The organism is Bradyrhizobium sp. GCM10028915 (genome assembly GCF_042666195.1).
Lineage (GTDB): Bacteria > Pseudomonadota > Alphaproteobacteria > Rhizobiales > Xanthobacteraceae > Bradyrhizobium > Bradyrhizobium canariense_D.
In genome coordinates, this window is sequence record NZ_JBHTFN010000045.1 from 115651 (window position 1) to 139330 (window position 23680).

The following is a 23680-nucleotide window of genomic DNA, read 5'->3' on the forward strand; positions in this document are numbered from 1 at the left end:
TGGATGCCCGGGTCAAGCCCGGGCATGACGATGAGGTGGCGGTGTGCCGCTTTCGGCGTTTTGAAGCGTCACCCCTTGATCACACCGCTCGCCACCAGCCGGTGCCAGATGAACAGCACCACCACGGCGCCGATGGTGGCCATGATGAATCCCGCGCCCTGGTCGGGACTGTAGTGCCCGAGGGCCTGGCCGAGGAAGGTCGCGAGAAACGCGCCGGCGATGCCTAGGATGGTGGTGAGGATGAAGCCGCTCGGATTGTTCGGTCCCGGCGCCAGCCAGCGCGCGATGAGGCCGGCGATGAAGCCGACGACGATGATCCACAACAAGCCACCCATGCTCATGTCCGTGCTCCCCTCGTTTGACTAGACCAAATCAGACTCTGCCCGCGATCTCTTGCTCGGTCGGCAGCCGTCCGTCCGGCGTCAGGTGGTCGATCACCTGCGGCAGATACTGACTGAGGCCCGAGAGCAGTTCGTCACGCGGCAGGCCGCTCTGGGCGGACAGGCTCTCGATCTGGTCGGCGCCGAGCGCATTGGCGAGATCGCCTGGTGCGATCGGCTTGTTCTCGCCCTTGCCGACCCAGCTATTGGCTGCGTCGCCATGACCGCCCTGCTGGAGCTGGTTCAGGAGATCGCCGAGCCCGCCGCTGAGCACGCTGCCGGCCGCGCCGCCCGCGAGCAGGCCGCCAAGGCCACCCTTCAACAGGTCACCGAGGCCTCCGCCAGCGCCTGCATTCACCGGCGGGGGGAGATGCGTCGGCGTCGGTGCGGGGGACGGCTGCGGCGCGCTGCCGCTCTGGTTGCCGCTCATATGCTTGAATGCCTTCCAGGCGAGAAGGCCAAGGAGCGCCATGGTCATCGGCGACATGCCGCCGCTGGATGAGGATTGTGAACTCGGCGTGCTTGGCCCGCGCGGGCCGTTCTGCATGCCGTTGAGGACGTCGAGCAAACCCATGGCGTTCTCCCTTGGCGCTTTGTTGCCGGTAACAAGCCCCGTTCGAAAACATATGAGGCCGTCATGACGGTTACAAGGCGATTGCGCCGCAACTCCGGGAATGGGCAGCAGACACAGCCTCTGCTATCGAGGGCGGATCGTTGAGGGGGCAAGCCAAGATGATGACGGATCGACCGATCGTGGTGGCCGGCGCGGGCGCCATCGGATGTTTTGTCGGCGGCACCCTGGCGGCTGCCGGTCGCCGCGTCGCGTTCCTGGTGCGACCGCGGGTGAAGGCCGAGATCGAGCGGTTCGGTCTGCTTCTGACCGATTTCGACGGCTCCGAGAAGAAGCTCGATCCGGGCCAACTCGCGCTATCGGAAGATCCCGCGATCTTGCACAGCGCCGGCATCGTGCTGGTCACGGTGAAGAGCGCCGACACGGCCGCTGTCGCCGAGCACATCGCGCAGCATGCGCCGCAGGACGCTGTCATCGTCTCGCTGCAAAACGGCGTCGGCAATGTTGCGGTGCTGCGCGAGCGCCTCGGCGACCGCCGCGTGCTCGCCGGCATGGTGCCTTTCAACGTGGTCGGGATGGGCGAGGGCCGCTTCCACCGCTCGACCTCCGGCGACATTCATGTTGGCCAGGATGATACGAACACGGCCGCAGCGCTGTCGGTGCCGGGGCTCACGATGCGCGCGAGCCGCGACATCACCGGCGTGCAATGGGGCAAGCTGATCATCAATTTGAACAACGCGCTCAGCGCCTTGTCCGATATGCCGCTCGCTGCGCAATTGGCGAACCGCGAATGGCGAAGGCTGTTCGCCGATCAGATGGTGGAGGGGCTGGCTGCGATGAGGGCCGCCGGCATCACACCGGTCTCGGCGACGCCGATCCCGTCGTCCTGGACGCCCGCCTTGCTGAGACTGCCTGATCCGATTTTCGACCTGATCCTGGGAAGGACCATGAAGATCGATCCCGAGGCGCGTTCCTCGATGTGGCAGGATTTGAAGCAGGGCCGCAAGACCGAGATCGACTATCTCCAGGGCGCGATCATCGCCCTCGCCGAACAGAACAGTGTCGACGTGCCGCTGTCGCGCCGCATTGTTGCGCTGATCAACGAGGCTGAGGCCGCGGGCAAGGGTCCGCCGCGGCTGACGCCGCAGCAGGTTCGCGGCGCTGCATGAGTTCACGCCGGCTGACGGGAGACGTGCGATGAAACGTTGTTTGACGATCGGGGTCGTGCTCGCCGCCTTATGTGCAGCTTCCACGTTTGCTCAGGCAAGGCCGCCGACCGTCACGAATTCGCCCGGCTATGACGCGCGCCTGAAGGAGAGTCGTTCGCAGTTGGGTAGTTCACCGGCAACAACGGCGCCGGTGAATGCGCCGGTTGCTCAACCGAAGCGCAGCAAGAAGAAGCACACGAACTGAGGCTAGGAGACGGATCCCCGCCCAGTTCGTCATTGCGAGCGTAGCGAAGCAATCCAGACTGCCTCCGCGGAGAGATGCTGGATTGCTTCGCTGCGCTCGCAATGACGGCGGCGCAGCTCAGCCCTTCTTCGCGGGCTTGCTCGGCGTCGGGCTGAACAGCTTCTTGATGTCGTTCAATCCATCCGACAGCCGCGGCCATTCGCAGGAGAACGAGCCCTTGGTGCAGGGTGTGCCCTTCGGCCGCGGCCGCGCGTCGCCGATGGCGGCCTGCTGGACTTTCGGCCGCTCGACCGGCACGGGCACGCGCTCGACCTCGGTTCGCAACGCGACCCGCTGGAGCTGCTGCACCTGTTGTTCCTGCTGCTCGCGCTGCTGGCGCGCGGTGGCCTGCGCGGCTTCATTGCTGCGGCGCTGATTGGCGAGATAGGCGGTGTAGGATTCGTCGATCTTCTTCTGCTCCTCCGGCGTCGGATTGGGCCCGGCGATGTCGAAGCTGCGGTCCTGGAGGAAATCGTAATAGGAATAGCCGCCGCCCGCCTTGCGCCGGCCGGCGAATTTGGCGTTGCAGTCGGCAAGCGCAGCCGTCTTCTCGGATTTGGTCGTAGCTTTCTCGGCGGCGTCGGCGCAGGCCTCGAAGTCGACAGGCGCGCGCTTCCACCATTGTGCCTGGGCATGCGACGGCGCCAGCAGGAAAAATCCTGCTGCGGCAACGACCAGCGCCGCACGATGCGATGCAACTACGTCCGACATTCTACGAGAGCATTCCTTGCAAAACTCAACCCGAACTGAGTCGGGCTGATTTTTGCCCCTTTATGGCCTGCTTGTCACCCATGGAACCCGGGAATTTCATGGCTGCGATGCTGACATTTTTTGCTTGACGTGGCGCAGGAGTCACAGCGTCACTTCATCCTGCGCTCGCCTCATCGGCGACGCCAAGAAAACGAAGTGGAAACGCCTGATGCTGCTGCCCCTGTCCGACGTGCCGCGCTGGTACGCCGAGCGCAAACCGCAAGGCACGATCGCCGTTCGTCACGGGCGGGATACGCTGACATGGGACGCGCTCGAACGCGGCGCCAACCGGCGCGCGCGGGCGTTCATGGTCAAGGGCGTCAAGCCCGGCGACTTCGTGGCGATCGGATTGCCGAACGGCAATGCGTTCTTCGAGACCTCGTTTGCGGTGTGGAAATGCGGAGCGACGCCGACCTCGCTGTCATGGCGGCTGCCGCGCGGCGAAGCCGCCGCGGTGCTCGACATCCTGAAGCCGGCGCTGGTGGTGGGCGGCGAAGCCGACTGGAACGCGCCGAACCGTCTGCCCGCGGATTTCGAGCCGGAAGGATTTTCGGACGAGCCGCTCACCGCACCGGTGGCGCGCTATTGGAAAGCCATGACCAGCGGCGGATCGACCGGCCGCCCGAAGGTGATCCTCGATCACCAGCCGGCGGTGATCGACACGATCGCCGCGCCGCCGCTCAGCATCCCCTTCGGGGTCTCGCTGCTCAATCCCGGTCCGCTCTATCACAATGCGCCGTTCATCGTGTCGCATTACGCGTTGTTCACCGGCGGCCAGCTCACCGGCCTCGTCAAATTCGATGCCGAGGAGGCGCTGCGGCAAATCGCGCGCGAGCGCGTGCAATGGGTCAATTTCGTGCCGACCATGATGCACAGGATCTGGGCGCTGCCGGAGCACGTGCGCAACGCCTATGATGTGTCGAGCCTGCAAACCGTCTTCCACATGGCCGCTCCGATGCCACCCTGGCTGAAGGAGAACTGGATCGCCTGGCTCGGGCCTGAGCGGATCTGGGAGCTCTATGGCGGCACCGAGCGACAGGGCTCCTGCATCATCTCCGGCACGGAATGGCTGACGCACCAGGGCTCGGTCGGCAAGATCGGCGAGACGGCGCGCTTGCGCATCATCGGCGAGGACGGCAACGACGTCGCGCCGGGCGAGACCGGCGAGATCTACTTCCTCAACAATGACGGCAATGACGCCACCTATCACTATCTCGGCGCCGAGCCGAAGCGCCGCGCCGACGGCTGGGAATCGCTGGGCGATATCGGCAGGCTGGATGCGGAAGGCTACCTTTATCTCGGTGACCGCCTCGCCGACATGGTGCTGCGCGGCGGCGCCAACATCTATCCCGCCGAGGTCGAAGCCGCCGTCTCCGAGAGCCCTGGCGTGCGCTCCTGCGTTGTGGTGGGATTGCCCGATCCTGAACTCGGCCAGCGCGTGCACGCCATCATCGAGCCGGAGAGCGATGCGGACGGCCAAGCCATCGCCGACGGAATGGCGGATTTCCTCAAAGACAGGCTCAGCCGCTACAAGCACCCGGAGAGCTTCGAGATCGTCACCGTCCCACCACGCGACGATTCCGGTAAAGTTCGCCGCACGCTGTTGCGCGACGAGCGCGCGGCGTGGATGAAGGAGGGGCGCGCGTTCCGGATTTGGCCGGCGAAGGCGCGGGCGGACGCCGATTAAGAGAATTCATGGGAAGGACCGAGATTATGACCATCACCATCGCCGCGAACGCTGTGCCGAAGCCGCCGGCCGCGATCATCGAGGGCTTTCGCGGTGCGCCGACCTCGGTCATTTCGGACAATCTCGGCCGGCTGCCGGGCGCCGTGGGGCTCAAACCCTATCATCGCGGTGCCAAGCTGGTGGGCACGGCCCTCACGGTCCGCACCCGTCCCGGTGACAATCTCGCCATCCACCGCGCGCTCGAGCTGGTGGGCCCCGGCGACGTCATCGTGGTCGATGGCGGCGGCGACGAGACCCGCGCGCTGGTCGGTGAGATCATGAAGAACATCGCGCAATGGCGCAAAGCCGAAGGCTACGTCATCGACGGCGCGATCCGCGACGTCGCGGCGTTCGCTGCCGATGACTTTCCCTGCTATGCCCGCGCGGTGATCCACCGCGGCCCTTACAAGAACGGCCCCGGCGAGATCAACGTGCCTGTTTCGATTGGCGGCAGCGTGATCTCGCCCGGCGACATCGTCGTCGGAGACGAGGACGGCGTGGTGTCGTTTGCCGCCGCCGGTGCCGCGGCGCTGCTCGACGCCGTGCGAGCCCAGGTCGCGCGCGAGGAGGAGACGCTGAAGGCGATCCGCGAGGGCCGTTATCAAGGCGCGTATGGCAAATCCTGATCAGCGAGAAGGAAGAGGAGGGCGGCGTGAGCCAGCAGGACGAATTCCACAATCTCGACGATAACGGCGACGGGTTGTTTCGCGAGCTCGCGGCAGGGGTGACCACGCGCATCTTCTCCGGCGAGCAGGCGATGCTGTCGGTGGTGACGCTGGCGCCGCATGCGCAAGGCACGCTGCACCATCATCCCGAGGAGCAGTGGGGCGTGCTGCTCGACGGCTCCGCCATCCGCGTCCAGGGTGATGAGGAGATTGCCGTGAAGAAAGGCGACTTCTGGCGCACGCCGGGTAATGTGCCGCACACCATGCGCGCCGGCCCCGACGGCGCCCGCGTGCTGGACATCTTCAGTCCGCCGCGGCCAGAATACAGAAAAGCGGGATCCGGTTTCGGGACCACTTAAAGCGCCAAAGAGCAAAAGCCGGGCGCGAGAAAACAGGGGAGGGATACCATGACGATCACACGACGGACGCTGCTGGCAGCGCCGGCTATTCTCGCGATGACGCCGGCGTTGGCGCAGGCTTCAAAAATCACACTGGTGGTGCCGTTTCCGCCGGGCGGATCCACCGATGCGATGGCGCGGCTGCTCCAGAGCCATCTGCAAACCAAGCTCAACCGCATCGTCATTGTCGAGAACAAGTCGGGCGCGGCAGGCGCGCTCGGCGCGGCGCAGGTCGCCAAGAGCCCGCCTGACGGCTCGACGTTCCTGGTCACCTTCGATTCCCACGCGGTGATCCCCTCCATCCTCGACAAGCCGCCCGTCGATGTCGAGCGCGAGCTAATGCCGGTGTTGCTGGTCGGCACCGCGCCTTACGTGATCGCTGCCGGTGCAGGCCGCCCCTACAAGAGCTTTGCCGACGTGGTGGCGGCCTGCAAGGCGACGCCCGGCGCGGTGAAATACGCCTCCGTCGGCATCGGCACGCTCGGCCATCTCGCCATGACCGTGCTCGGCAACAAGGCCGGCGTCGAGATCATGCACGTGCCCTATCGCGGCGGTGGTCCCGCGATGAACGACGTGCTCGGCGGCCATGTCGACCTGATCGCGGGATCGGCGGCGCTGGTCGCAGCCCAACTCGGCACCAACATGCTGCGTCCGATCCTGCAGCTCGGCCGCGAGCGGCTGCCGGGCCTGCCGGATACGCCGACCGGGATCGAGGCGGGCTTTCCGGATTTCGAGACGCTGGCCTGGTGGGGCATCTTCGCGCCCACGGGCACGCCGCCGGACATCATCGCAGGCCTCGCGACGGCGTCCAAGGAGATCCTGAGCGAGCCCGCCACCGCCGCCCAGCTCAAGGAAACGCAGCAGATGACGCTGCTGCTCGAGGACGCTCCCGCCTTCAAGACCTTCTTCGACAAGCAGGTCGCCATTTGGGGCAAGGTGGTCAAGGACAACAATATCCGGGCATGAGATGACCGGCAGCCCTCCGCATTGAGCAACGCGGAGGGCTTCCGATCCCCCCTCCGCTTTGATATGAAGCCCCGGTAACCCGCTCTGCGGGTTCCGCGGTCCCGTAGCTCAGCCGGATAGAGCGACGGTTTCCTAAACCGTAGGTCGGAAGTTCGAGTCTTCCCGGGATCGCCAGTTTTTCAGTGAGCAATCGTCGCGTTTGCCACGCTCGTCGGCGCAAAAATTGCTAGAAGCGCGAAGCTTCCTTCCTGGCCCGGGCTGACTGCCGCCCCGCCTCGCTGCCATATCCGGAGACGACAATGCCTTTTGACTTGATCCTGCGCGGCGGCCGTGTGGTCGACCCGTCCCAGAAGCTCGATGCTGTGACGGATGTCGCCTTTTCCGGCGGCAAGGTCGCGGCGATCGGCAGTGGGCTCAAGGCCGATCCGGGCACGGACGTGCGCGACGTCTCGCAGTTCATCGTGACCCCGGGGCTGATCGATCTCCACACCCATGTCTATTGGGGCGGCACGTCGCTCGGCATCGACGCCGAGGAGTTCTGCCGTCTCTCCGGCGTCACCACCGCGGTCGATACCGGCAGTGCAGGGCCGGGCAATTTCGCGGGCTTCCGCAAGCACGTGATCGAGCCGAGCCAGGTCCGCATTCTCGCTTATCTGCATGTCTCGCATGCCGGCATTTTCGGCTTCTCGCACCGGATCATGGTCGGCGAGAGCGAGGAGCTGCGGCTGATGAATCCGATCGAGGCGGCCAAGGTGGCCGACGCCAACCGCGATCTCATCGTCGGCATCAAGGTGCGCGTGGGGCTGCATTCCTCGGGCACGTCGGGCGTCGTGCCGCTCGACATCGCGCTCGAGGTCGCGAACGAGGTCGGCATGCCCCTGATGGCGCATATCGATCATCCGCCGCCGAGCTACGAGGAGGTGCTGGCGCGCCTGCGCCCCGGCGACGTGCTCACCCATGCGTTCCGTCCCTTCCCCAACACGCCTGCGACCGCGCAGGGCACGGTGAAGCGGGCGGTGCTCGACGCCCGCGAGCGCGGCGTGCTGTTCGACATCGGCCACGGCAAGGGCTCGTTCGCATTCAAGACCGCGCGTGCGATGCTCGCCAACGGCTTCTATCCCGACACCATCTCGTCCGACATTCATCAGCTCTGCATCGACGGCCCGGCCTTCGATCAGGTGACGACCCTGTCGAAATTCCTGTGCATGGGCATGCCGCTGTCCGACGTCATCGCAACCTCGACCGTCAACGCCGCGATGGCGCTGCGGCGCCCCGAGCTCGGCAGCCTCAAGCCGGGCAGCGTCGGCGACGCCACGCTGATCTCGGTGAGGGAAGGCCAGTTCGACTATGAGGACGTCGTCGGCGAGCACCTGATCGGCGACCGCAAGATCGTCTCCGAAGGCGTCGTGATCGGCGGCCGGTGGTGGCATCCGAAATGAGCGGCAGGCCGTTCACGCCGGCTTGATTACAACGACCTCGCGATCAACAGCTTCATGATCTCGTTCGTCCCGCCATAGATCTTCTGGATGCGGGAATCGATGAAGATGCGCGAGATCGGATATTCCTGCATGTAACCGTAGCCGCCGAACAGCTGCAGGCATTCGTCGGCGGTCTCGACCTGCTTCTCCGAGCACCAGTATTTCGCCATCGACGCCGTGACGGTATCGAGGTCCTTGGCGACCAGCCGCTCGATGCACCAGTCGACGAAGACGCGCGCGATCATCGCTTCGGTCTTGCGCTCGGCGAGCTTGAAGGCGGTGTTCTGGAAATCCATCAGCGGCTTGCCGAAGGCCTTGCGCTCCTTGGTGTAGTCGACGGTGAGTTTTATCGCGCGCTCCATAGCGGCGACCGCGCCGACCGCGAGCGCGAGGCGCTCCTGCGGCAATTGCTGCATCAGCTGCACGAAGCCCTGGCCTTCCTCGCCGCCGAGCAAATTGTCCGGCGGCACCGCGACGTTGTCGAAAAACAGCTCGGACGTGTCGGAGGCATGCAGGCCGATCTTGTCGAGGTTGCGCCCGCGCTTGTATCCATCCGCGCCTGAGGTTTCGACCACGATCAGCGAAATGCCCTTGGCGCCGACATCGCCGGTGCGCGCAACCACGATGACGAGATCGGCAGCCTGGCCGTTGGTGATGAAGGTCTTCTGTCCGTTGATGACGTAGGAATTGCCCTGCTTCCTGGCCGTGGTTTTGACGGCCTGCAAATCCGAGCCGGCGCCGGGCTCGGTCATGGCGATGGCGCCGACCATCTCGCCTGAAGCCATCTTCGGCAGCCAGCGCTTCTTCTGCTCCTCCGAGCCGTAATTGAGGATGTAGTGCGCGACGATGGCGCTGTGCACGGAGACGCCGGTCGTCAGCTCCGGCACCGTGCTTTCGAGGTCGTCGAGCACGGCGGCATCATAGGCGAAGGTGGCGCCCAGGCCGCCATATTCCTCCGGCACGCTTGCCAGCAGCGCGCCCATCTCGCCGAGCCCGCGCCAGGCAAAGCGGTCGACCATCTTCTGCTCGCGCCATTTTTCGGCATGCGGGGCCAGATCCTTGGCAAGATACTTCCGGAACTGGTCGCGGAAGATTTCGAGCTCTTCGGTCATCCAGGAGGAGCGGTAGGACATGGTCACCTCGGTCAATGCGGCTTGCCGGCCTGGTTAGGCCAGCCTTTGGCGGCAATTATTGTGTTTTCAGGCTGTGCCGGTGACGCTACCAAGGCGGCCGGAGCAGCGTCTATCGGGATGGTTGATTGTGGCTGTCAAAATTCAAACCGTCAAAACCAAAGAGCTCAAGCTCGACATCGCGCGCATCGGCACGGTCTCCGCGATCCTGACGCAGCCGGACAAGGCGCGCGCCTGTTACGTCCTGGCGCATGGTGCCGGTGCAGGGATGCGGCATGCATCGATGGACAAGATTGCGGAGGGGCTCGCTGCTCGCGACATCGCGACCTTCCGCTTCAATTTTCCTTACATGGAAAACAAGCAGGGCCGTCCCGACCAGCCTGCGGTCGCCCACGCCACGATCCGCGTGGCAGTCGAGGAAGCCGCGCGGCTCTGCCCTGGTGTGATGCTCGTTGCGGGTGGAAAATCCTTCGGCGGGCGCATGACCTCGCAGGCGCAGTCCAAGGCTCCGCTGCCTGATGTCAAAGGGCTCGCCTTCCTCGGTTTTCCCCTGCACGCCGACAAGAAGCCGTCGACGGAGCGCGCCGAGCATCTCGCCCATGTCGAGATCCCGATGCTGTTCCTGCAAGGCACCCGCGACGGGCTCGCCGATCTCGGCCTCCTCAAGCCGGTCATCGCCGCTCTTGCCCCGAAGGCGACGCTGCATGAGATTGAAGGCGGCGATCACTCCTTCGCGGTGCTGAAAAAGTCCGGCCGCACCAATGAAGAGGCGCTGACAGAGGTGCTTGATACGCTCGCGGCCTGGATCGACAGCCTCGCCTGAAATCTCACGCCGAATATAGCCCCTTGTCGCGCGCCTTCTGGATCGCGAGCGCGGCGATCAAGTCGAGCGTCGGCGTCGACAGGCCGGCGGTGCGCGCGAAGGCTTGGGGCGCCTTTACCAGGACGTCGATCTCCATGGCGCGGCCGAGCTCGTAATCCTGCAGCAGCGACGGCTTGTGGTTGGGGGCGGGGCCGCTGCGTGATACGCGCTTGACCTCGGGGATAAAATGCTGAGCGATCTCGTTGGCCTCGTTCAGCATCCGCGGGATGACCTCGGCGAACGCAGGGTCATCGCGCACGCCGCGCGCGGTCTGGCCGGTGAGCAGGCACAGCACCGACAGCGACATGTTGGTCAGCAGCTTTGACCAGATCGCCTCGCGGATCTCGGCGACCGGCGGCGATTCCAGTCGTGCGTCGCTGAAGACACCGCGGAGCATCGTGATGCGTTCGCAATTGCGATCGTCGCATTCGCCGATCAGCAGGCGGTTGCGGTCCGGCGTCAGGTTCTGCACCACGCCGGGCGCGATCACCTCATTCGAGGAGAAGACCACGCCGCCGACGATCCGCTCCTTCGGAATGCAGGCGCGCAAGCGCCCGCCCGGGTCGAGGAAGGAGATGTCCGGCGGGGTCGGGTGCCGCGGCGGCAGGCCGATCCCGTACCACCAGGGAATGCCGTTCTGCGCAAAGACGATCGCGGTGTCGTCCTGCAGCAGCGGTTTGAGACTGGAGACCAGCCCGGTCAACGCGGTTGCCTTCAAGGTGCTGATCACGACATCCTGGGGGCCGAGCTGGGCCGAATCGCCGGAGGCGTTCACCTTGGCGGAGACCTCGGAATCGCCGACGCGCAGCTTGAGGCCGTTGGCCCGGACCGCCTCCAGGTGCGCGCCCCGCATCACGCACGAGACCTCGTGGCCGGCGCGGGCCAGCCGAACTGCAAGATGGCTGCCGACGGCGCCCGCGCCGAAAATGCAGATGCGCATGTGATGTCCGTCCCTGATCCCTTGATGCCGCCCCGCGGCAGCATGACACAAGCCGCCATGCGATGGACGCGGCTGCCCTACGCTCGAAAGATATGGATCAGGGCGCGGAGCCTCGGTCATAGTGCGCGCCAAACAAACGAGCGGAGGAACACCGATGACCGACAGCCCCGTCCTGTGGACCCTGGATGCGCGTGGGGTTGCGACCGTCACGTTGAACCGGCCGGAGGTTAACAATGCCTATGACGGCGCGTTGATCGCAGGCGTGCTCGCGGCCATGGACGATCTCGGCAGCAAGCCCAACCTTCGCGTCGTCGTGCTCAAGGGCAATGGCAAGCATTTCCAGGCTGGCGCCGACCTCAAATGGATCAACGGCGTGCGGCCGCAATCGAGCGAGGCGAACGAGGCCGCGTCGCGGGCGACGTTCGAGGCCGTGCAGCGGCTCAATACGCTGGCTATCCCGACGGTCGCGCTGGTGCAGGGCGGCTGCTTTGGCGGCGGCACCGGCGTGATCGCGGCCTGCGACGTTGTGATCGCGGCCGACAACGCGCTGTTCTCGATCACCGAAGTGCGCTGGGGCCTGACCGCGGCCATCATCATCCCGCAGCTCTGCGATGCCATTGGTGTACGGCAAGTCCGCCGCTACGCGCTGACAGGTGAACGTTTCGGCGCCGAGGACGCCCGTCGTATCGGCCTCGTCCACGAGGTGGTGCCGCTCGCCGATCTCGACGCCGCCGGCGCCAAGGTGGTCGAGCAGTTGCTTGCCAACGGATCGGAGGCGATGGCCGAGACCAAGCGGCTCGCGCTGGAAAGTTCGTTCGGCGGCATGGCGGTGGACGATGCGGCTTACAAGCGGCTCGTGCATCTGCATTCGCTGAAGCGACAGAGCGCGGAAGCCGCGGAGGGGCTGGCGTCGTTCGCGGAAAAGCGCGCCGCGAATTGGGCAGGTGCTAAAAGCTGAACGCGAGTAGCCCGGATTACGCTTCGCTCCATCCGGGCTACGGGCTTTTACAGCGACGTCGCGAGTGACCTTTTCAGCAAAGTGAGCAGCGCCTGTACCGCGGCGGCATTGCGCCGCCGTTCAGGGATCGCAGCCTTCACCCACAATTCCGGAATCGGAAACTCGCGCAGCACCGGCTTGAGCGCGCCGTCGCGCAAGGCGCTCGCGACGAGATAGTCCGATATCAACACAATGCCGTTGCCGGCGATGGCGCTGCGCGCCAGCACTTGGCCCTCGTTGCAGGACAGCAGCGGGCTGACCTGGACGCTGATGCGGCCGCGCGGCCCGTCAAAGATCCATTCGGGGCCGGTCGGTAGAAAGCTGAGGCAGCGATGATCGACCAGATCACGCGGATGTTTTGGCGTGCCGTGTTTCTTCAAATAGGCAGGCGAGGCGCAGAGCAGCCGCTTCAGCGGGCACAAGGGTTCGTCGACGACACCGCCAAAGGAATGCGGGAAGGCGCCGATGGCGATGTCAAAGCCTTCGGTGACGGGATCGACCGGACGGTCGAACAGCACGATCTCGAGCTTGAGCCGCGGGTTCTGGGTCTGGAAGGCGGTGAAGACGTCCGCAAGCCGCGCGACCGTCAGCGAGGTCGGGGCCTTGATGCGCAGATGATCGACGAGATCGTGGCCCTTCTCGCCCATGCGCGACAGCAGATCGGCGGCGTCGGTGACGACGCCGCGGGCGCGATGCACGTAGCGCTGGCCGGCCTCGGTCAGCCGCAATTGCCGGGTCGAGCGATGAAACAGTGGCGTGCCGATCCGCGCCTCCAGCTGCGTGACGCGCTTGGCGACCACCGACGTCGAGACGCCGAGTTTTCGCGCGGCCGCGGAGAAGCCGGTGGCGTCGGCGGTCGCGAGGAACGCCTGAAGGTTTACCAGGATGTCCATCTTCGGCCTTTCGCGATTCGAGAAAGGTGATCGCCTATTTTGGCGGATTGTAGCTCGATCCGGGTTAATTCATAGTCCGGCCCAAGCAAAGGATTTCAGGGACAGGACGCGCCATGCAGGCCATGACGATCGAAGAACCGGCGCGCCAGGTGCCGCTTTACGGCGAATATGAAGTCGTCGTCCTCGGCGGCGGTCCGGCCGGCATCGTGGCGGCGGCCTCAAGCGCACGCGCGGGACGGAAGACGCTGCTGATCGAGCGGTACGGCTTCCTTGGCGGCATGGGCACCGCCGCAGGCGTCACCAATTTCTGCGGCCTGCACGGCAATGTCCACGGCGAGGCCCACCGGCTGGTGCAGGGCATGGCGTCGGAGTTGCTGGCGCGGATCGATCGCTTGAACGGCCTCAACGCGCCGCATCTGATTCTCGGCAAGGTCTTCGCCCAGGCCTACGACACCGCCGCCTACAAGATCGCGGCCGACCAACTGCTCGCCAGTCACAAGGTGCACATCCTTTTCCACGCGCTTGGTGCCGGTGTGGTGATGGGCGCTAACAGCCGCATCGATGCGCTGATGGTCGAGACCAAGGCCGGCCGGCAGGCGGTGCGATCGGAGATCTTCATCGATTGCTCCGGCGACGGCGATCTCGCGGTTTGGGCCGGCGCGCCGTTCGAATTCGGCGACGAGCACGGTCATCCGATGTATCCCTCGATGATGCTCCGTCTCAACAACATCGACCCGGAGAGGGCAGGCGAAGCCTGGCGGACCATTCCGCAATTGATGGAGCAGGCCACCGCCGCCGGCACCCACACATTCCCGCGCAAGAGCGCGATCGTGCGGCCGCAGAAGTCCGGCATCGAATGGCGGGTGAATTTTACGCAAGTGGCGCGCGAGGACGGCCATGCCATCAACGGCATCGAGCCTGATGATCTCACCCGCGGCGAGATCGAGGGCCGCAAGCAGGCGCTGGCTGCGTTCGAATTCCTGCGCACCGTGCCGGGCTTTGAAAAATCCTACATCGTCGACCTGCCGCCGCAGCTCGGCATCCGCGAAACCCGCCGCATCACGGGCGGCTATCAGCTCAGCGGCGAGGACGTGCTCGGCTGCGCTTCGTTCGAGGATTCCATCGGGGTCAATGGCTGGCCGATCGAGGCCCATGTCCCCGGCGACGTCGTCTTCACCTTCCCGCCGATCCCGGAATCGCGCGGCTATAACGAGCTGCCTTACCGCATGCTGGTGCCCGAAGGCGTCGATAATCTGCTGGTCGCCGGCCGCTGCGCCTCGATGACCCATGAGGGCCAATCGGCGGCCCGGGTCTCCGGTGCCTGTTTCGTGATGGGGGAGGCGGCCGGTTCCGCGGCAGCGCTGGCGCTCTCCGGAAACCGGATCCCGCGTGACATCCCCGTTGAAAAGCTGCAGGAAACGTTGAAACAACAGGGCGCCTTTATCGGACGGGACCAGCCCGTGCCTGAAGGCCTGTAACCGACTGCAAGATATCGACGGCGGAGGAAACGAAATGATCGGGATTGTGCGGCTCGCGCTAGCTGGCCTGATGGCGATCACAGCAATGGGCACGGCCCGAGCCGAGGACGCGCTGAAGGCCAGGATCGGCGTGCTCAGGCTATCCTCCTCCGCGCCGGTGTTCATCGCGCAGGACAAGGGCTATTTCCGCGAGGCCGGCCTCGAGGTCGAGCTGAAATTCTTCGACGCGGCGCAGCCGATCGCGGTGGCGACGACCTCGGGCGACATCGATTTCGGCGTCACCGCCTTCACCGCAGGTCTTTACAATCTCGCCGGCAAGGGCGTGCTCAAGGTGATCGGCGGCATGAGCCGCGAGAAGGCCGGCTATCCCCTGATCGGCTATTTCGCCAGCAACAACGCCTATGCGAGCGGTCTGAAGACGCCGAAGGACCTCGCGGGCAAGCGCGTGGCGATGACGCAGGTTGGCTCCTCCTTTCACTATTCGCTCGGCCTGCTTGCGGACAAATACGGTTTCAAGCTCGCCGACGTGAAGATTGTGCCGCTGCAATCGCTGTCGAATGCGGCGGCCGCGCTGAAGGGCGAGACCGTGGATGCAGCGCTGCTGCCGATCTCCACCGCGCGAAAGCTGATGGACGACGGTGGTGCGAAGTTTCTCGGCTGGGTCGGCGACGAGACACCCTGGCAATTGGGCGCGGTGTTCGCCTCGCCGAAGACGCTGACCAACAAGGTGCTGGTGACGAAGCTGCTCGGCGCCTTGGCAAAGGCCGACCGCGAATATCACGACGTCATCCTCGCCGCGATGAAGGACGGTGTCGCGCCGATCAATGACAAGACAAAGCCGCTGCTGGAGATCATCGCCAAATATACGAACCTCCCGGTCGAGCAGGTGGTCGGCAACTGCGCCTATATCGATCCCGACGGCAAGCTGGATGTGAAGAACGTCGACAACCAGATCAAATGGCTCCAGGAGCAGGGTTTTGCCGACAAGGGCTTCGACGCGAATGCGATCATCGCCAAGGAATTCGTGAAGGCGGATTGAGAGTAGAACGCAGTCCATGGACCTGATCGCCAACCACATCACCCATCGCTTCGGCGATCTCGCCGTGCTCGACAACGTCTCGTTCACCGTCAGCGCGGGCGAGGTGGTGGCGATCGTGGGGCCGTCGGGCTGCGGCAAGAGCACGTTGCTGTCGATCCTCGGCGGGCTGTTGCTGCCGACCTCCGGCGCGCCCGAGCTGCGTGGATCGCCGCCGGCGGACAGCCTCAATCCGCTCACCTTCGTGTTCCAGGACTTTGCGCTGCTGCCCTGGGCGAATGTGGAGGAGAACGTCGAATTCCCGCTGCTGCACACCCAGCTCTCGGCCGTGCAGCGCCGCGCGCTGGTCGAGGACGCCTTGCGCCGCACCGGCCTGACCGATTTTCGCAAAACCTATCCAAAGCAGCTTTCCGGCGGCATGCGCCAGCGCGTCGGCATTTCGCGCGCGCTCGCGGTCAGGCCGGCCATTCTCCTGATGGACGAGCCATTGTCGGCGTTGGATTCGCAGACCCGCGAACTGCTGATGGAGGATTTCGTCCGGCTGCTCGCCGATGGCGGCATGGGCGCCGTGTATGTCACGCATAATCTCGAAGAGGCGGCGAGGCTTGCCGACCGCATCGTGGTGCTGTCGCGGCGCCCTGGCCGTATTCGCGAGGTCGTGAGCGTGCCGATGACGCGCACTGAGCGCGGTGACATTGCAGCCCGTGAAAAGCTGCTCGCGCTTCAGAACCAGATCTGGTCGCTGATCCGCAACGAGGCGATCGATGCCGAGCGCGAGGTCCAGCATGCTTGATCGCGCTCCGGCGGGAACATCGACGAAGGATGAAGCGGTCCGGCGCGTCCGCTTTCGCGGCGCCGGCTTCGTGCCGGCGAGCAGCCGTTTCGGCGGCTGGATCGCGCTCGCGCTGGTCATTGCGATCTGGCAGGCCGCCGGCAGCACCGGCCTGGTCAATCCGCTATTCCTGCCACCGCCATCGGCGATCGCGCGGGCGATCTACCAGCTCGCGATCTCGGGTGCGCTGTGGCAGCACCTTTCCGCGTCGCTCCTGCGCATCGGTGTCGGCTGGCTGCTCGGCACGGCAGCCGGTGTCGCCGTTGGCTTTGCCATCGGCCTGTCGCGTCTGGCGCGCAGCGTCGGCATCACCTTCATCTCGGCGCTGTTCCCGATCCCGAAGATCGCGCTGCTGCCGCTGTTGATCCTCTGGCTCGGCATCGGTGAAGAGCCGAAGATCGCGACCATTGCGCTCGGGGTGTTCTTCTCGACCGCGATCTCGGTCTATAGCGGCGTCGACGCGGTGCCGCGCAACCTCATCCGCATGGCGCAGAGCTTCAACGTGCCGTTCGCCACCATCGTGCGCAAGGTGGTCTGGCCGGGCGCGCTGCCCGCGATCCTCGCCGGCTTCCGTATCACCTCGTCGGTGGCGCTGCTGCTCGTCGTCAGCGCCGAGATGATCGGCGCGCAGTACGGCATCGGCGCGTTCGTGCTGCAGGCTGGCAATTTGATGCAGACGGATCAGCTGCTCGCGGGCGTGGTGATTTTGTCGGTGTTTGGGTTGATGGTGGGGAGGGTGATCAACTGGCTGGAGACGCGGCTGTTGCACTGGCGGTGAGGTTTACTCCGTCATTGCGAGCGCAGCGAAGCAATCCAGACTGTCGCCGCGGAAAGATTCTGGATTGCTTCGCTGCGCTCGCAATGACGATGCTACCAGCAGCGTACCTCACGCATTCCCGCGATCCTCCCGGAACAAATCCAGCTTCTGCTGCACGGGGCGATCCGAGAAGCTGAACAGCACCGCATCCATATCAGCCTCGTGCGTGACCCATTGCCAGCTCGGCACCACGAACAAATCGCGCGGGCCCCATTCGAACGTCGCATCCCCGATGCGGGTACGGCCGTGGCCCTCGATCGGACAGAACACCGTCGCGTCCGTCGCGCGATAGCGCGCGGTCTTGAAGCCCTTCGGCAGCAGCTGGATGAACGTGCCGATGGTCGGCATCGCGAAGTCGCCGGTCTCGGGGTTGCTGAATTTCAGCTTCAGCCCGTGACAGGCATCCCACTCCTGGCTCGCGCGAGCCTTCTCCAGTGCCTCGCGCGTGTAGGCATAGGGATAGCTGAAGATCGGGGAAGTCTTCGAGCTCCGCTTCACGTCGACCGGCAGCAGATTGTGGCCGTAGCGTGCAAAGCTGTCGCCGGCCGGCCTTGTAATCTTCTGCTGATCCTCGTTGGAGCCTTCCGCGAAAGAGCAGTCGAAGAACTGCACCAGCGGAATGTCGAGACCGTCGAGCCAGAACATCGGCTGGTCGGTCTCGTTGGAATGATCGTGCCAGGTCATCGACGGCGTGATGATGAAGTCGCCGGGCTCCATCGCGGTGCGCTCGCCGTCCACGGCGGTGTGGGCGCCCTTGCCTTCGAGCACGAAGCGCAGTGCCGATTGGCTGTGCCGGTGCGCGGGCGCGACGTCGCCGGGCACCACCATCTGCACGCCGGCATAGAGCGACGTGGTGATTTTCGACTGTCCGCGCAGGCCGGGGTTTTCCAGAACCAGCACGCGCCGCTCGGCCTCTTTCGCCGTGATCAGCTTGCCGGCTTCGGTCATGTAGTCGCGGATGATGTCGAACTTCCACAGATGCGGCCGGCAGGCGCTCTTCGGCTCCGGCGTGATCAAATCGCTCATGACCGTCCAGAGCGCGGTGAGATTCTCGCCGTCGATCTTCTTGTAGAACGCCTCGCGTTCCGGCGTCTTGGTCACGGCTTCCATGGTGCGGCTCCCGTCGCTTTGTTGATTGACAGTATACTTACGATCTGGGTAGCGTCAACGTGCGAACAAGAACGAAACGGGAGGGTTCCGATGAAGCTGCACGGCTATTTCCGCTCCAGCGCCGCCTACCGGGTACGCATCGCGCTGAACCTCAAAGGCCGCGGTGCCGAGCACCTGCCGCATCATCTTCGCAAGGGCGAGCAATGTGCGCCAGCCTATCTCGCCATCAATCCGCAAGGCCTGGTGCCGGCGCTGGAGAACGATGCGGGCGCAGTGCTGACCCAATCGGTCGCCATCATCGAATGGCTCGACGAGACCCATCCCAACCCGCCCCTGTTGCCGAGGGATGCGTTGCAGCGCGCCAAGGTGAGGGCGTTCGCGCTGGCGATCGCCTGCGACACTCACCCCGTGCAGAACTTGAAGGTGCTGGCGCGGCTGCGCGAGCTCGGCCTTGCCGAGGAGAAGGTTCAGGACTGGGCGGCCTGGGTCAACCGCGAGGGGCTCGCGGCGTGCGAGACGCTGATCAGAAACGAGCCGGGCCCGTTCTGCTTCGGGGATGTGCCGACGCTCGCCGATCTCTGTCTTGTGCCGCAGCTCGCCAATGCGCGCCGCTTCGGCGTCGACGTCTCCGCCTATCCGCGCCTGCTTGAAGCGGAAGCTGCGGCCAAGGCCCTGCCGGCGTTCGTCAACGCCGCGCCGGAGAAGCAGCCCGATGCCGAGTAAGCCTGCCCCTCCAATCACGATAGACGCGGTCTATGCGGCGCCGGGCTATCTGTTCCGGCGCATGCAGCAGATCGCGGTCTCGATCTTCATGGAGGAGTGCAAGGCGTTCGACCTCACGCCGGTGCAATACGCGGCGCTGATCGCGATCCACACCCACCCCGGCATCGACGCGACGCGGCTGTCCGCGGTGATCGCCTTCGATCGCTCCACGCTCGGCAGCGTGATCGAGCGGCTTCAGGCCAAGGATTTCGTCGAGCGCAGGCCGGCGCCGGAAGACAAGCGGATCAAGCTGCTCTATTTGACCAAATCAGGCGCGGCGATCCTGCGCGACATCATTCCCGCCGTCGAACGCGCCCAGGCGCGGATGCTCGAGCCGCTCAAGCCAGCGGACCGCAAGGCGCTTATGGGGCTCCTGGCGCAGCTCGTCGATCTCAACAACGAGGCGTCGCGGGTGCCGCTCCGGGCGGAGGACGCGATGGAGCATCTGGGGAAGGCACCTTAATCCTGGTTGTCATCGCCCGCCTTCGCGGGCGATGGCAGCGGTGGCTCACATCCTCAGCAACGCCTGCCGGTCGATCTTCCCCGTGCCGGTCTTCGGCAGCTCGTCGATGAAGATCACCTCGCGCGGATATTTGTAAGGAAGCAGTTTGCCCTTCACGTAATCCTGCAGCCGCCGGGTCGTTTCGCTTTGATCCGCCGCGCGGGTGTTCATCACCACCACTGCCTTAAGCGTCATGCGCCGGTCCGGCAGCTCGGCGGCGAACACCGCGCATTCGCGGATGTCCGGGTGGTCGGCGAGGCAAAGCTCAACCTCGAGCGGGTAGACCCATTGGCCGGAGATCTTGATGAGATCGTCGGCGCGGCCGCGGAAGAAGTGAAAGCCATCGCCATCGCGGACGAAGCGGTCGCCGGTGTAGATCCAGCCGCCTTCGCGGATGGTCTCGGCGGATTTGTCCGGCCGGTTCCAGTACAGCGGCGTGTTGGAATCGCCGCGCACCCACAAGATGCCTTCCTCGTCGTCGGCGACATCGCGGCCGTCCTTGTCGCGCAGCGCGACCTCGTAGCCGGGCACGCGCAGGCCGGCGGCGCCGAGCTTCTTCCGCTCGGGGCGGTTGGAGAGATAGATGTGCAGCACCTCGGTCGAGCCGAGGCCTTCCACGATCTCGAGACCGGTGAGCGTCTTCCAGCCGTTGAAGACGTCGGCCGAGAGCACCTCGGCGGCCGAGAGCGCCATGCGCAGTGAGGAGAAGTCGGTCTTGTTCGCACCCTCGGCCTTGGTCAGCGATGTATAAAGCGTCGGCAGGCCGAAGAAGACCGTCGGCCTGTACTGCTCGATCGCCGAAAAGATTGCCACGGGCTTCGGCTGGCCGGGCAACAGCAGTGTCGTCGCGCCCGCCGAGAACGGGAAGGTGATCGCGTTGCCGAAGCCATAGGCGAAGAAGATTTTTGGCACCGAGAAGCAGATGTCATCCGGCGTCAGCTTCAAGACGTTCTGCGCAAAGGCGACTTCGCTATAGGCCATGTCGTGCTGGAGATGCACGATGCCCTTGGGGCGGCCGGTCGATCCGGACGAATACATCCAGAACGCCATCTCGTTGCGATGCGTGTCGGCTTCCGCGAGCTCAGTCGGAAACTGGGGGAGCCAGCCGGCGGCGGAAACGGCGTTCGGCGCGGCGTGATCGCTCGCCGGGCCATTGACGACGACCAGGGTATGCAGGGCCGTGTCCTTGCAGGCCTCGGCGTTGAAACGTGCACAGAACTCGGCGTCCGCCACCGCAACAGTCGCGCCGGAATCGGCGAGATAGAATTGCAGCAGATCCGGCGGTGTCAGCGTGTTGATCAGCAATGGCACGAAGCCGGCGCGCACCGCGCCGAAGAACGCGGCCGGGTAGGCCGGAGTGTCATCGAGGAACAACAGCACGCGATCGCCGCGCTTGAGGCCAAGCGAGGCAAAGCCGTTGCCCCAGCGCCCGGCTTCCGCGCAGAGCTCCGCGTAGGTGCGCGTGCTCGCGGGGCCGATGAGCGCGAGCTTGTCACCGTGGCCTTTGCCGACATTGTCGAACAGCACGCGGCTGGCATTGTAGACCTGCGGAACGGAAAAGCCGATCTCGCGCGCGCCCGCGCAGTCGGCGGGCACCTGGTCGTGAATCTGCCGGCTCATGCCTCGTCCCCACCGTTCTTGGCGGCTTCGTAGCGCGCCATGAAGCCCGGCGACATCGCGCGCAGGCGGGAGTCGTCGATGCGGCCGGAGCGGGTGATGTAGCTATAGGCAAAGTCCATCAGGCCCTGCTGCATGTGCTGAGCAAAGTGCTCGTACCAGAAAGCGCTGGTCCGCGCGGCATTGACGAGCTTCTGCACCACCGGCTTTCGCGCGGCCTGGTAGCGATGCAGGGCGGTCGAGAGATGGGCGTCCGATTCCAGCGCCTTGACCAGTGCAATGGCGTCCTCGATCGCGAGCCGCGTGCCGGAGCCGATCGAAAAATGCGCCGAGTGCAGGGCGTCACCGAGCAGCACCATGTTCTTGAACGACCAGTGCTCGTTCCAGACCCAGGGGAAGTTGCGCCAGACCGATTTGTTGGAAACCAGCGAGCGGCCGCCGAGCGTGTCGGCGAACACCTCCTCGCAGACACCTTTGGACTGCTCCACGTCCTTGTAGGCGAAACCGTAGGCCTGCCACGTCGCATGGTCGCATTCGACCAGGAAGGTGCTCATGGTCGGCGAGTAGCGGTAGTGATGGGCGTTGAAGGCACCGCGGTCGGTCTTGACGAAGGTCTGCGACAGCGTCTCGAAGCGCTTCGAGGTGCCGTACCAGACGAACTTGTTCGAGGAGTAGGACAGCGAGGTGCCGAAATCGCCCTCGAAGGCGCGGCGTACCAGCGAGTTCAGCCCGTCGGCAGCGACGATCAGATCGTGCCCGTTGAGCTGATCGATCGCATGAATCGGCGTGTCGAAGCGCGGGGTGACGCCGGCATTGATCGCGCGCTGCTGCAGGAATCGCAAGAGCTCGAGCCGGCCGATCGAGGAGAAGCCGACGCCGTCGATGGCCACGCTGTCGCCGCTCAGGTTCAGCGTGATGTTCTCCCAGCTCTCCATGTGCGGCGAGATCGCGTCGACCGTCTCGGGGTCGTCGGCGCGCAGGAATTCCAGGGCCTGATCAGAAAACACCACGCCAAAGCCCCAGGTCGCGTCGGCCGGGTTCTGTTCGAACAGGTCGACTTGATCCTCGGGGTGACGCTTCTTCCAGAGATAGGCGAAGTAGAGCCCACCGGGCCCCCCGCCAATCACGGCGATCCGCAACGTCTGCCTCCCTAATTGACAGTATACTTACTATCTAGGGGTAGACTAATGTGCTCCGGCCACCCGCGCCAGCGGAATTATCGGCAAGCCGCGCGGCACACCACAGCTCACGTCCGGACGCGCGTTTGGCGCGTGTCCGAAGCAGTGACCTTGCGAAGCATAGCCAAACCGTGGCGGCTTGGCCATCCGCCCCGTCAGACGCAGCGCTTCACCCGTACGCCGCCCACGAGCACGGTGGTGCAGCGGACCGCCGGATGGCACGCTTCTCTAGCGTGCCGCGAACGGCGCCAGCACGTCCTTGCAGGCAGGTGACAGCGACGCGGCGTTGCTGGCGATGCACTGCACGATGCGGCCGCCGCCAGGCGCTACGCCGGCGCACAGCGTGCGGATGTCGGCACCGCAGGCGGAGCGGACGATGAACAGCTCTTCGCGCGGCCGCAGCGGGCGCAACGCGATCACGGCGGGCGCGGCTGCCGGTGCTGCCGCCGCCGCGGGAGCCGCGCCCGGAGGTGCCGCCGTTGCTGCCGTGCCACCGCCGCCGGCCGCGGCGCTCACGGCCTTCTCGCAGGCCGGCGAAACCTTTGCCTTGTTCTTCTCGAGGCATTCGAGCGCAGGCGCGCCGCCTGGCGGCACGCTGGCGCACACCTTGGGATAATCGGCGCGGCACGCGCTCTTGACGGCAGCGACCTGCGCGCTGCTCGGCTGTTTGGCTGCCGCGTCCTTCGGCGCTGCTCCAGATGCCGGCTTTGCGGCGGGGGCGGTTTCAGCCTTCGGCGCGGCAGGCGCGGCCTCCGCCTTGGGTGGAGCCTCTTTGGGTGCAGCCTCTTTGGGTGCAGCCTCGGTCTTCGGCGCCGCAGCAGGCTCGACGGCGCGGACCGCGGTTTGGCATCCCGAGGACAGGCTGGACATGTTCTTCTGCAGGCATTGATAGGCTTCCACGCCGCCGGGCGTGACGCTCGCGCAGTGCGCCATGAAATCCGAGCGGCATGCGGAGCGGATCGCGCTCTTTTGCGCCTCGGTCGGCGCTTGTGCGAATGCGCCTGCTGCAGTTGCGAAGAGAGCCGCCGCCAGCAACGCCCCGCGTGCCGACGCATGTTTCAACGTGTTGAACATCCGAGTATTCCTGCCCTGTCGGCAACGCCGACAATTTTTTCAAATGTGATGCAAACAATCGTCGCG

At 65.2% G+C, this 23680-nt stretch carries 25 protein-coding genes and 1 tRNA gene; 16 read left to right on the forward strand and 10 right to left on the reverse strand.

Features of this window, described 5'->3' with window-relative positions; all coding sequences use genetic code 11:
- Positions 1–68: 68 nt before the first annotated feature.
- Together ACFQX9_RS26985 and ACFQX9_RS26990 are read right to left on the reverse strand one after the other, a co-directional pair.
- The gene (locus ACFQX9_RS26985) at positions 69–341 is read right to left on the reverse strand and encodes a GlsB/YeaQ/YmgE family stress response membrane protein (RefSeq protein WP_377791092.1); all 273 of its coding nucleotides are present in this window, start codon (positions 339–341) and stop codon (positions 69–71) included.
- A 31-nt stretch (positions 342–372) separates the two neighbouring features.
- Positions 373–954 (reverse strand): YidB family protein, encoded by a 582-nt coding sequence (locus tag ACFQX9_RS26990; RefSeq protein WP_377791093.1) that lies wholly within the window; start codon positions 952–954, stop codon positions 373–375.
- Positions 955–1112: 158 nt separating this feature from the next.
- Between ACFQX9_RS26990 and ACFQX9_RS26995 the strand changes: the two genes are divergently transcribed.
- Entirely contained in the window at positions 1113–2120 is a 1008-nt protein-coding gene (locus tag ACFQX9_RS26995) for a 2-dehydropantoate 2-reductase (protein WP_085351619.1), read from the forward strand.
- Positions 2121–2148: 28 nt separating this feature from the next.
- Positions 2149–2364: a hypothetical protein gene (locus ACFQX9_RS27000; protein ID WP_377791094.1), complete on the forward strand. Its 216-nt coding sequence runs from the start codon at positions 2149–2151 to the stop codon at positions 2362–2364.
- Between the two features lie 117 nt (positions 2365–2481).
- On the opposite strand, the gene ACFQX9_RS27005 is transcribed toward ACFQX9_RS27000, so the two are convergent.
- A complete protein-coding gene (locus ACFQX9_RS27005) occupies positions 2482–3114 on the reverse strand; it encodes a hypothetical protein (protein ID WP_085384088.1) in 633 nt (210 codons plus the stop codon).
- Between the two features lie 208 nt (positions 3115–3322).
- Between ACFQX9_RS27005 and ACFQX9_RS27010 the strand changes: the two genes are divergently transcribed.
- The 6 genes from ACFQX9_RS27010 to ACFQX9_RS27035 all read left to right on the forward strand — a co-directional run bounded on the left by ACFQX9_RS27010 (position 3323) and on the right by ACFQX9_RS27035 (position 8347).
- On the forward strand, positions 3323–4840 hold the full coding sequence (locus ACFQX9_RS27010) for an AMP-binding protein (protein WP_377791095.1): 1518 nt from the start codon (positions 3323–3325) through the stop codon (positions 4838–4840).
- Between the two features lie 26 nt (positions 4841–4866).
- Entirely contained in the window at positions 4867–5505 is a 639-nt protein-coding gene (locus ACFQX9_RS27015; RefSeq protein ID WP_377791121.1) for an RraA family protein, read from the forward strand.
- Between the two features lie 26 nt (positions 5506–5531).
- Positions 5532–5903, forward strand: a complete 372-nt coding sequence (locus tag ACFQX9_RS27020; protein WP_018452976.1) for a cupin domain-containing protein — start codon at positions 5532–5534, stop codon at positions 5901–5903.
- Between the two features lie 48 nt (positions 5904–5951).
- Entirely contained in the window at positions 5952–6908 is a 957-nt protein-coding gene (locus ACFQX9_RS27025; protein WP_085351615.1) for a tripartite tricarboxylate transporter substrate-binding protein, read from the forward strand.
- A 97-nt stretch (positions 6909–7005) separates the two neighbouring features.
- A tRNA-Arg gene (locus tag ACFQX9_RS27030) sits at positions 7006–7082 on the forward strand.
- Between the two features lie 125 nt (positions 7083–7207).
- Positions 7208–8347 carry an amidohydrolase/deacetylase family metallohydrolase gene (locus tag ACFQX9_RS27035; RefSeq protein ID WP_377791096.1) on the forward strand — a complete coding sequence of 380 codons (1140 nt, stop codon included), beginning with the start codon at positions 7208–7210 and terminating at the stop codon, positions 8345–8347.
- Positions 8348–8373: 26 nt separating this feature from the next.
- On the opposite strand, the gene ACFQX9_RS27040 is transcribed toward ACFQX9_RS27035, so the two are convergent.
- A complete protein-coding gene (locus ACFQX9_RS27040; protein ID WP_085394763.1) occupies positions 8374–9519 on the reverse strand; it encodes an acyl-CoA dehydrogenase family protein in 1146 nt (381 codons plus the stop codon).
- Between the two features lie 121 nt (positions 9520–9640).
- Here ACFQX9_RS27040 and ACFQX9_RS27045 point away from each other — a divergent pair, with 121 nt between their 5' ends.
- Entirely contained in the window at positions 9641–10339 is a 699-nt protein-coding gene (locus ACFQX9_RS27045; RefSeq protein WP_018452980.1) for an alpha/beta family hydrolase, read from the forward strand.
- A gap of 4 nt (positions 10340–10343) precedes the next feature.
- Here the strand turns inward: ACFQX9_RS27045 and ACFQX9_RS27050 are convergent, their stop codons facing one another.
- Positions 10344–11318: a ketopantoate reductase family protein gene (locus ACFQX9_RS27050; RefSeq protein WP_377791097.1), complete on the reverse strand. Its 975-nt coding sequence runs from the start codon at positions 11316–11318 to the stop codon at positions 10344–10346.
- Between the two features lie 154 nt (positions 11319–11472).
- Here ACFQX9_RS27050 and ACFQX9_RS27055 point away from each other — a divergent pair, with 154 nt between their 5' ends.
- A complete protein-coding gene (locus ACFQX9_RS27055; protein ID WP_085351611.1) occupies positions 11473–12276 on the forward strand; it encodes an enoyl-CoA hydratase-related protein in 804 nt (267 codons plus the stop codon).
- A gap of 47 nt (positions 12277–12323) precedes the next feature.
- Here the strand turns inward: ACFQX9_RS27055 and ACFQX9_RS27060 are convergent, their stop codons facing one another.
- Positions 12324–13208 (reverse strand): LysR family transcriptional regulator, encoded by an 885-nt coding sequence (locus ACFQX9_RS27060; RefSeq protein ID WP_204512773.1) that lies wholly within the window; start codon positions 13206–13208, stop codon positions 12324–12326.
- Between the two features lie 113 nt (positions 13209–13321).
- Between ACFQX9_RS27060 and ACFQX9_RS27065 the strand changes: the two genes are divergently transcribed.
- The 4 genes from ACFQX9_RS27065 to ACFQX9_RS27080 are packed head-to-tail and all read left to right on the forward strand — an operon-like array spanning position 13322 to position 17332.
- Positions 13322–14686: an FAD-dependent oxidoreductase gene (locus ACFQX9_RS27065; RefSeq protein WP_018452984.1), complete on the forward strand. Its 1365-nt coding sequence runs from the start codon at positions 13322–13324 to the stop codon at positions 14684–14686.
- A 34-nt stretch (positions 14687–14720) separates the two neighbouring features.
- Entirely contained in the window at positions 14721–15725 is a 1005-nt protein-coding gene (locus ACFQX9_RS27070) for an ABC transporter substrate-binding protein (RefSeq protein ID WP_018452985.1), read from the forward strand.
- A 16-nt stretch (positions 15726–15741) separates the two neighbouring features.
- Positions 15742–16515 (forward strand): ABC transporter ATP-binding protein, encoded by a 774-nt coding sequence (locus tag ACFQX9_RS27075; protein WP_247299209.1) that lies wholly within the window; start codon positions 15742–15744, stop codon positions 16513–16515.
- On the forward strand, positions 16508–17332 hold the full coding sequence (locus ACFQX9_RS27080) for an ABC transporter permease (RefSeq protein WP_018452987.1): 825 nt from the start codon (positions 16508–16510) through the stop codon (positions 17330–17332). The genes ACFQX9_RS27075 and ACFQX9_RS27080 overlap by 8 nt, the downstream gene beginning before the upstream one ends.
- A gap of 108 nt (positions 17333–17440) precedes the next feature.
- Here the strand turns inward: ACFQX9_RS27080 and gtdA are convergent, their stop codons facing one another.
- Positions 17441–18481, reverse strand: coding sequence for a gentisate 1,2-dioxygenase (gene gtdA / locus ACFQX9_RS27085; RefSeq protein WP_018452988.1), 1041 nt, complete (start codon positions 18479–18481; stop codon positions 17441–17443).
- Positions 18482–18571: 90 nt separating this feature from the next.
- On the opposite strand from gtdA, the gene maiA reads away from it, so the two are divergent.
- Positions 18572–19204 (forward strand): maleylacetoacetate isomerase, encoded by a 633-nt coding sequence (gene maiA / locus ACFQX9_RS27090; RefSeq protein ID WP_018452989.1) that lies wholly within the window; start codon positions 18572–18574, stop codon positions 19202–19204.
- Entirely contained in the window at positions 19194–19706 is a 513-nt protein-coding gene (locus ACFQX9_RS27095; RefSeq protein ID WP_018452990.1) for a MarR family winged helix-turn-helix transcriptional regulator, read from the forward strand. Before maiA ends, ACFQX9_RS27095 begins: the two co-directional genes overlap by 11 nt.
- A gap of 45 nt (positions 19707–19751) precedes the next feature.
- Here ACFQX9_RS27095 and ACFQX9_RS27100 read toward each other — a convergent pair whose 3' ends face one another.
- The 3 genes from ACFQX9_RS27100 to ACFQX9_RS27110 all read right to left on the reverse strand — a co-directional run bounded on the left by ACFQX9_RS27100 (position 19752) and on the right by ACFQX9_RS27110 (position 23614).
- Positions 19752–21365: a benzoate-CoA ligase family protein gene (locus ACFQX9_RS27100; protein ID WP_018452991.1), complete on the reverse strand. Its 1614-nt coding sequence runs from the start codon at positions 21363–21365 to the stop codon at positions 19752–19754.
- A complete protein-coding gene (locus tag ACFQX9_RS27105; RefSeq protein ID WP_018452992.1) occupies positions 21362–22501 on the reverse strand; it encodes an FAD-dependent monooxygenase in 1140 nt (379 codons plus the stop codon). The genes ACFQX9_RS27100 and ACFQX9_RS27105 overlap by 4 nt, the downstream gene beginning before the upstream one ends.
- A gap of 267 nt (positions 22502–22768) precedes the next feature.
- Positions 22769–23614 (reverse strand): cysteine rich repeat-containing protein, encoded by an 846-nt coding sequence (locus ACFQX9_RS27110; protein WP_377791098.1) that lies wholly within the window; start codon positions 23612–23614, stop codon positions 22769–22771.
- Between the last annotated feature and the right edge of the window lie 66 nt (positions 23615–23680).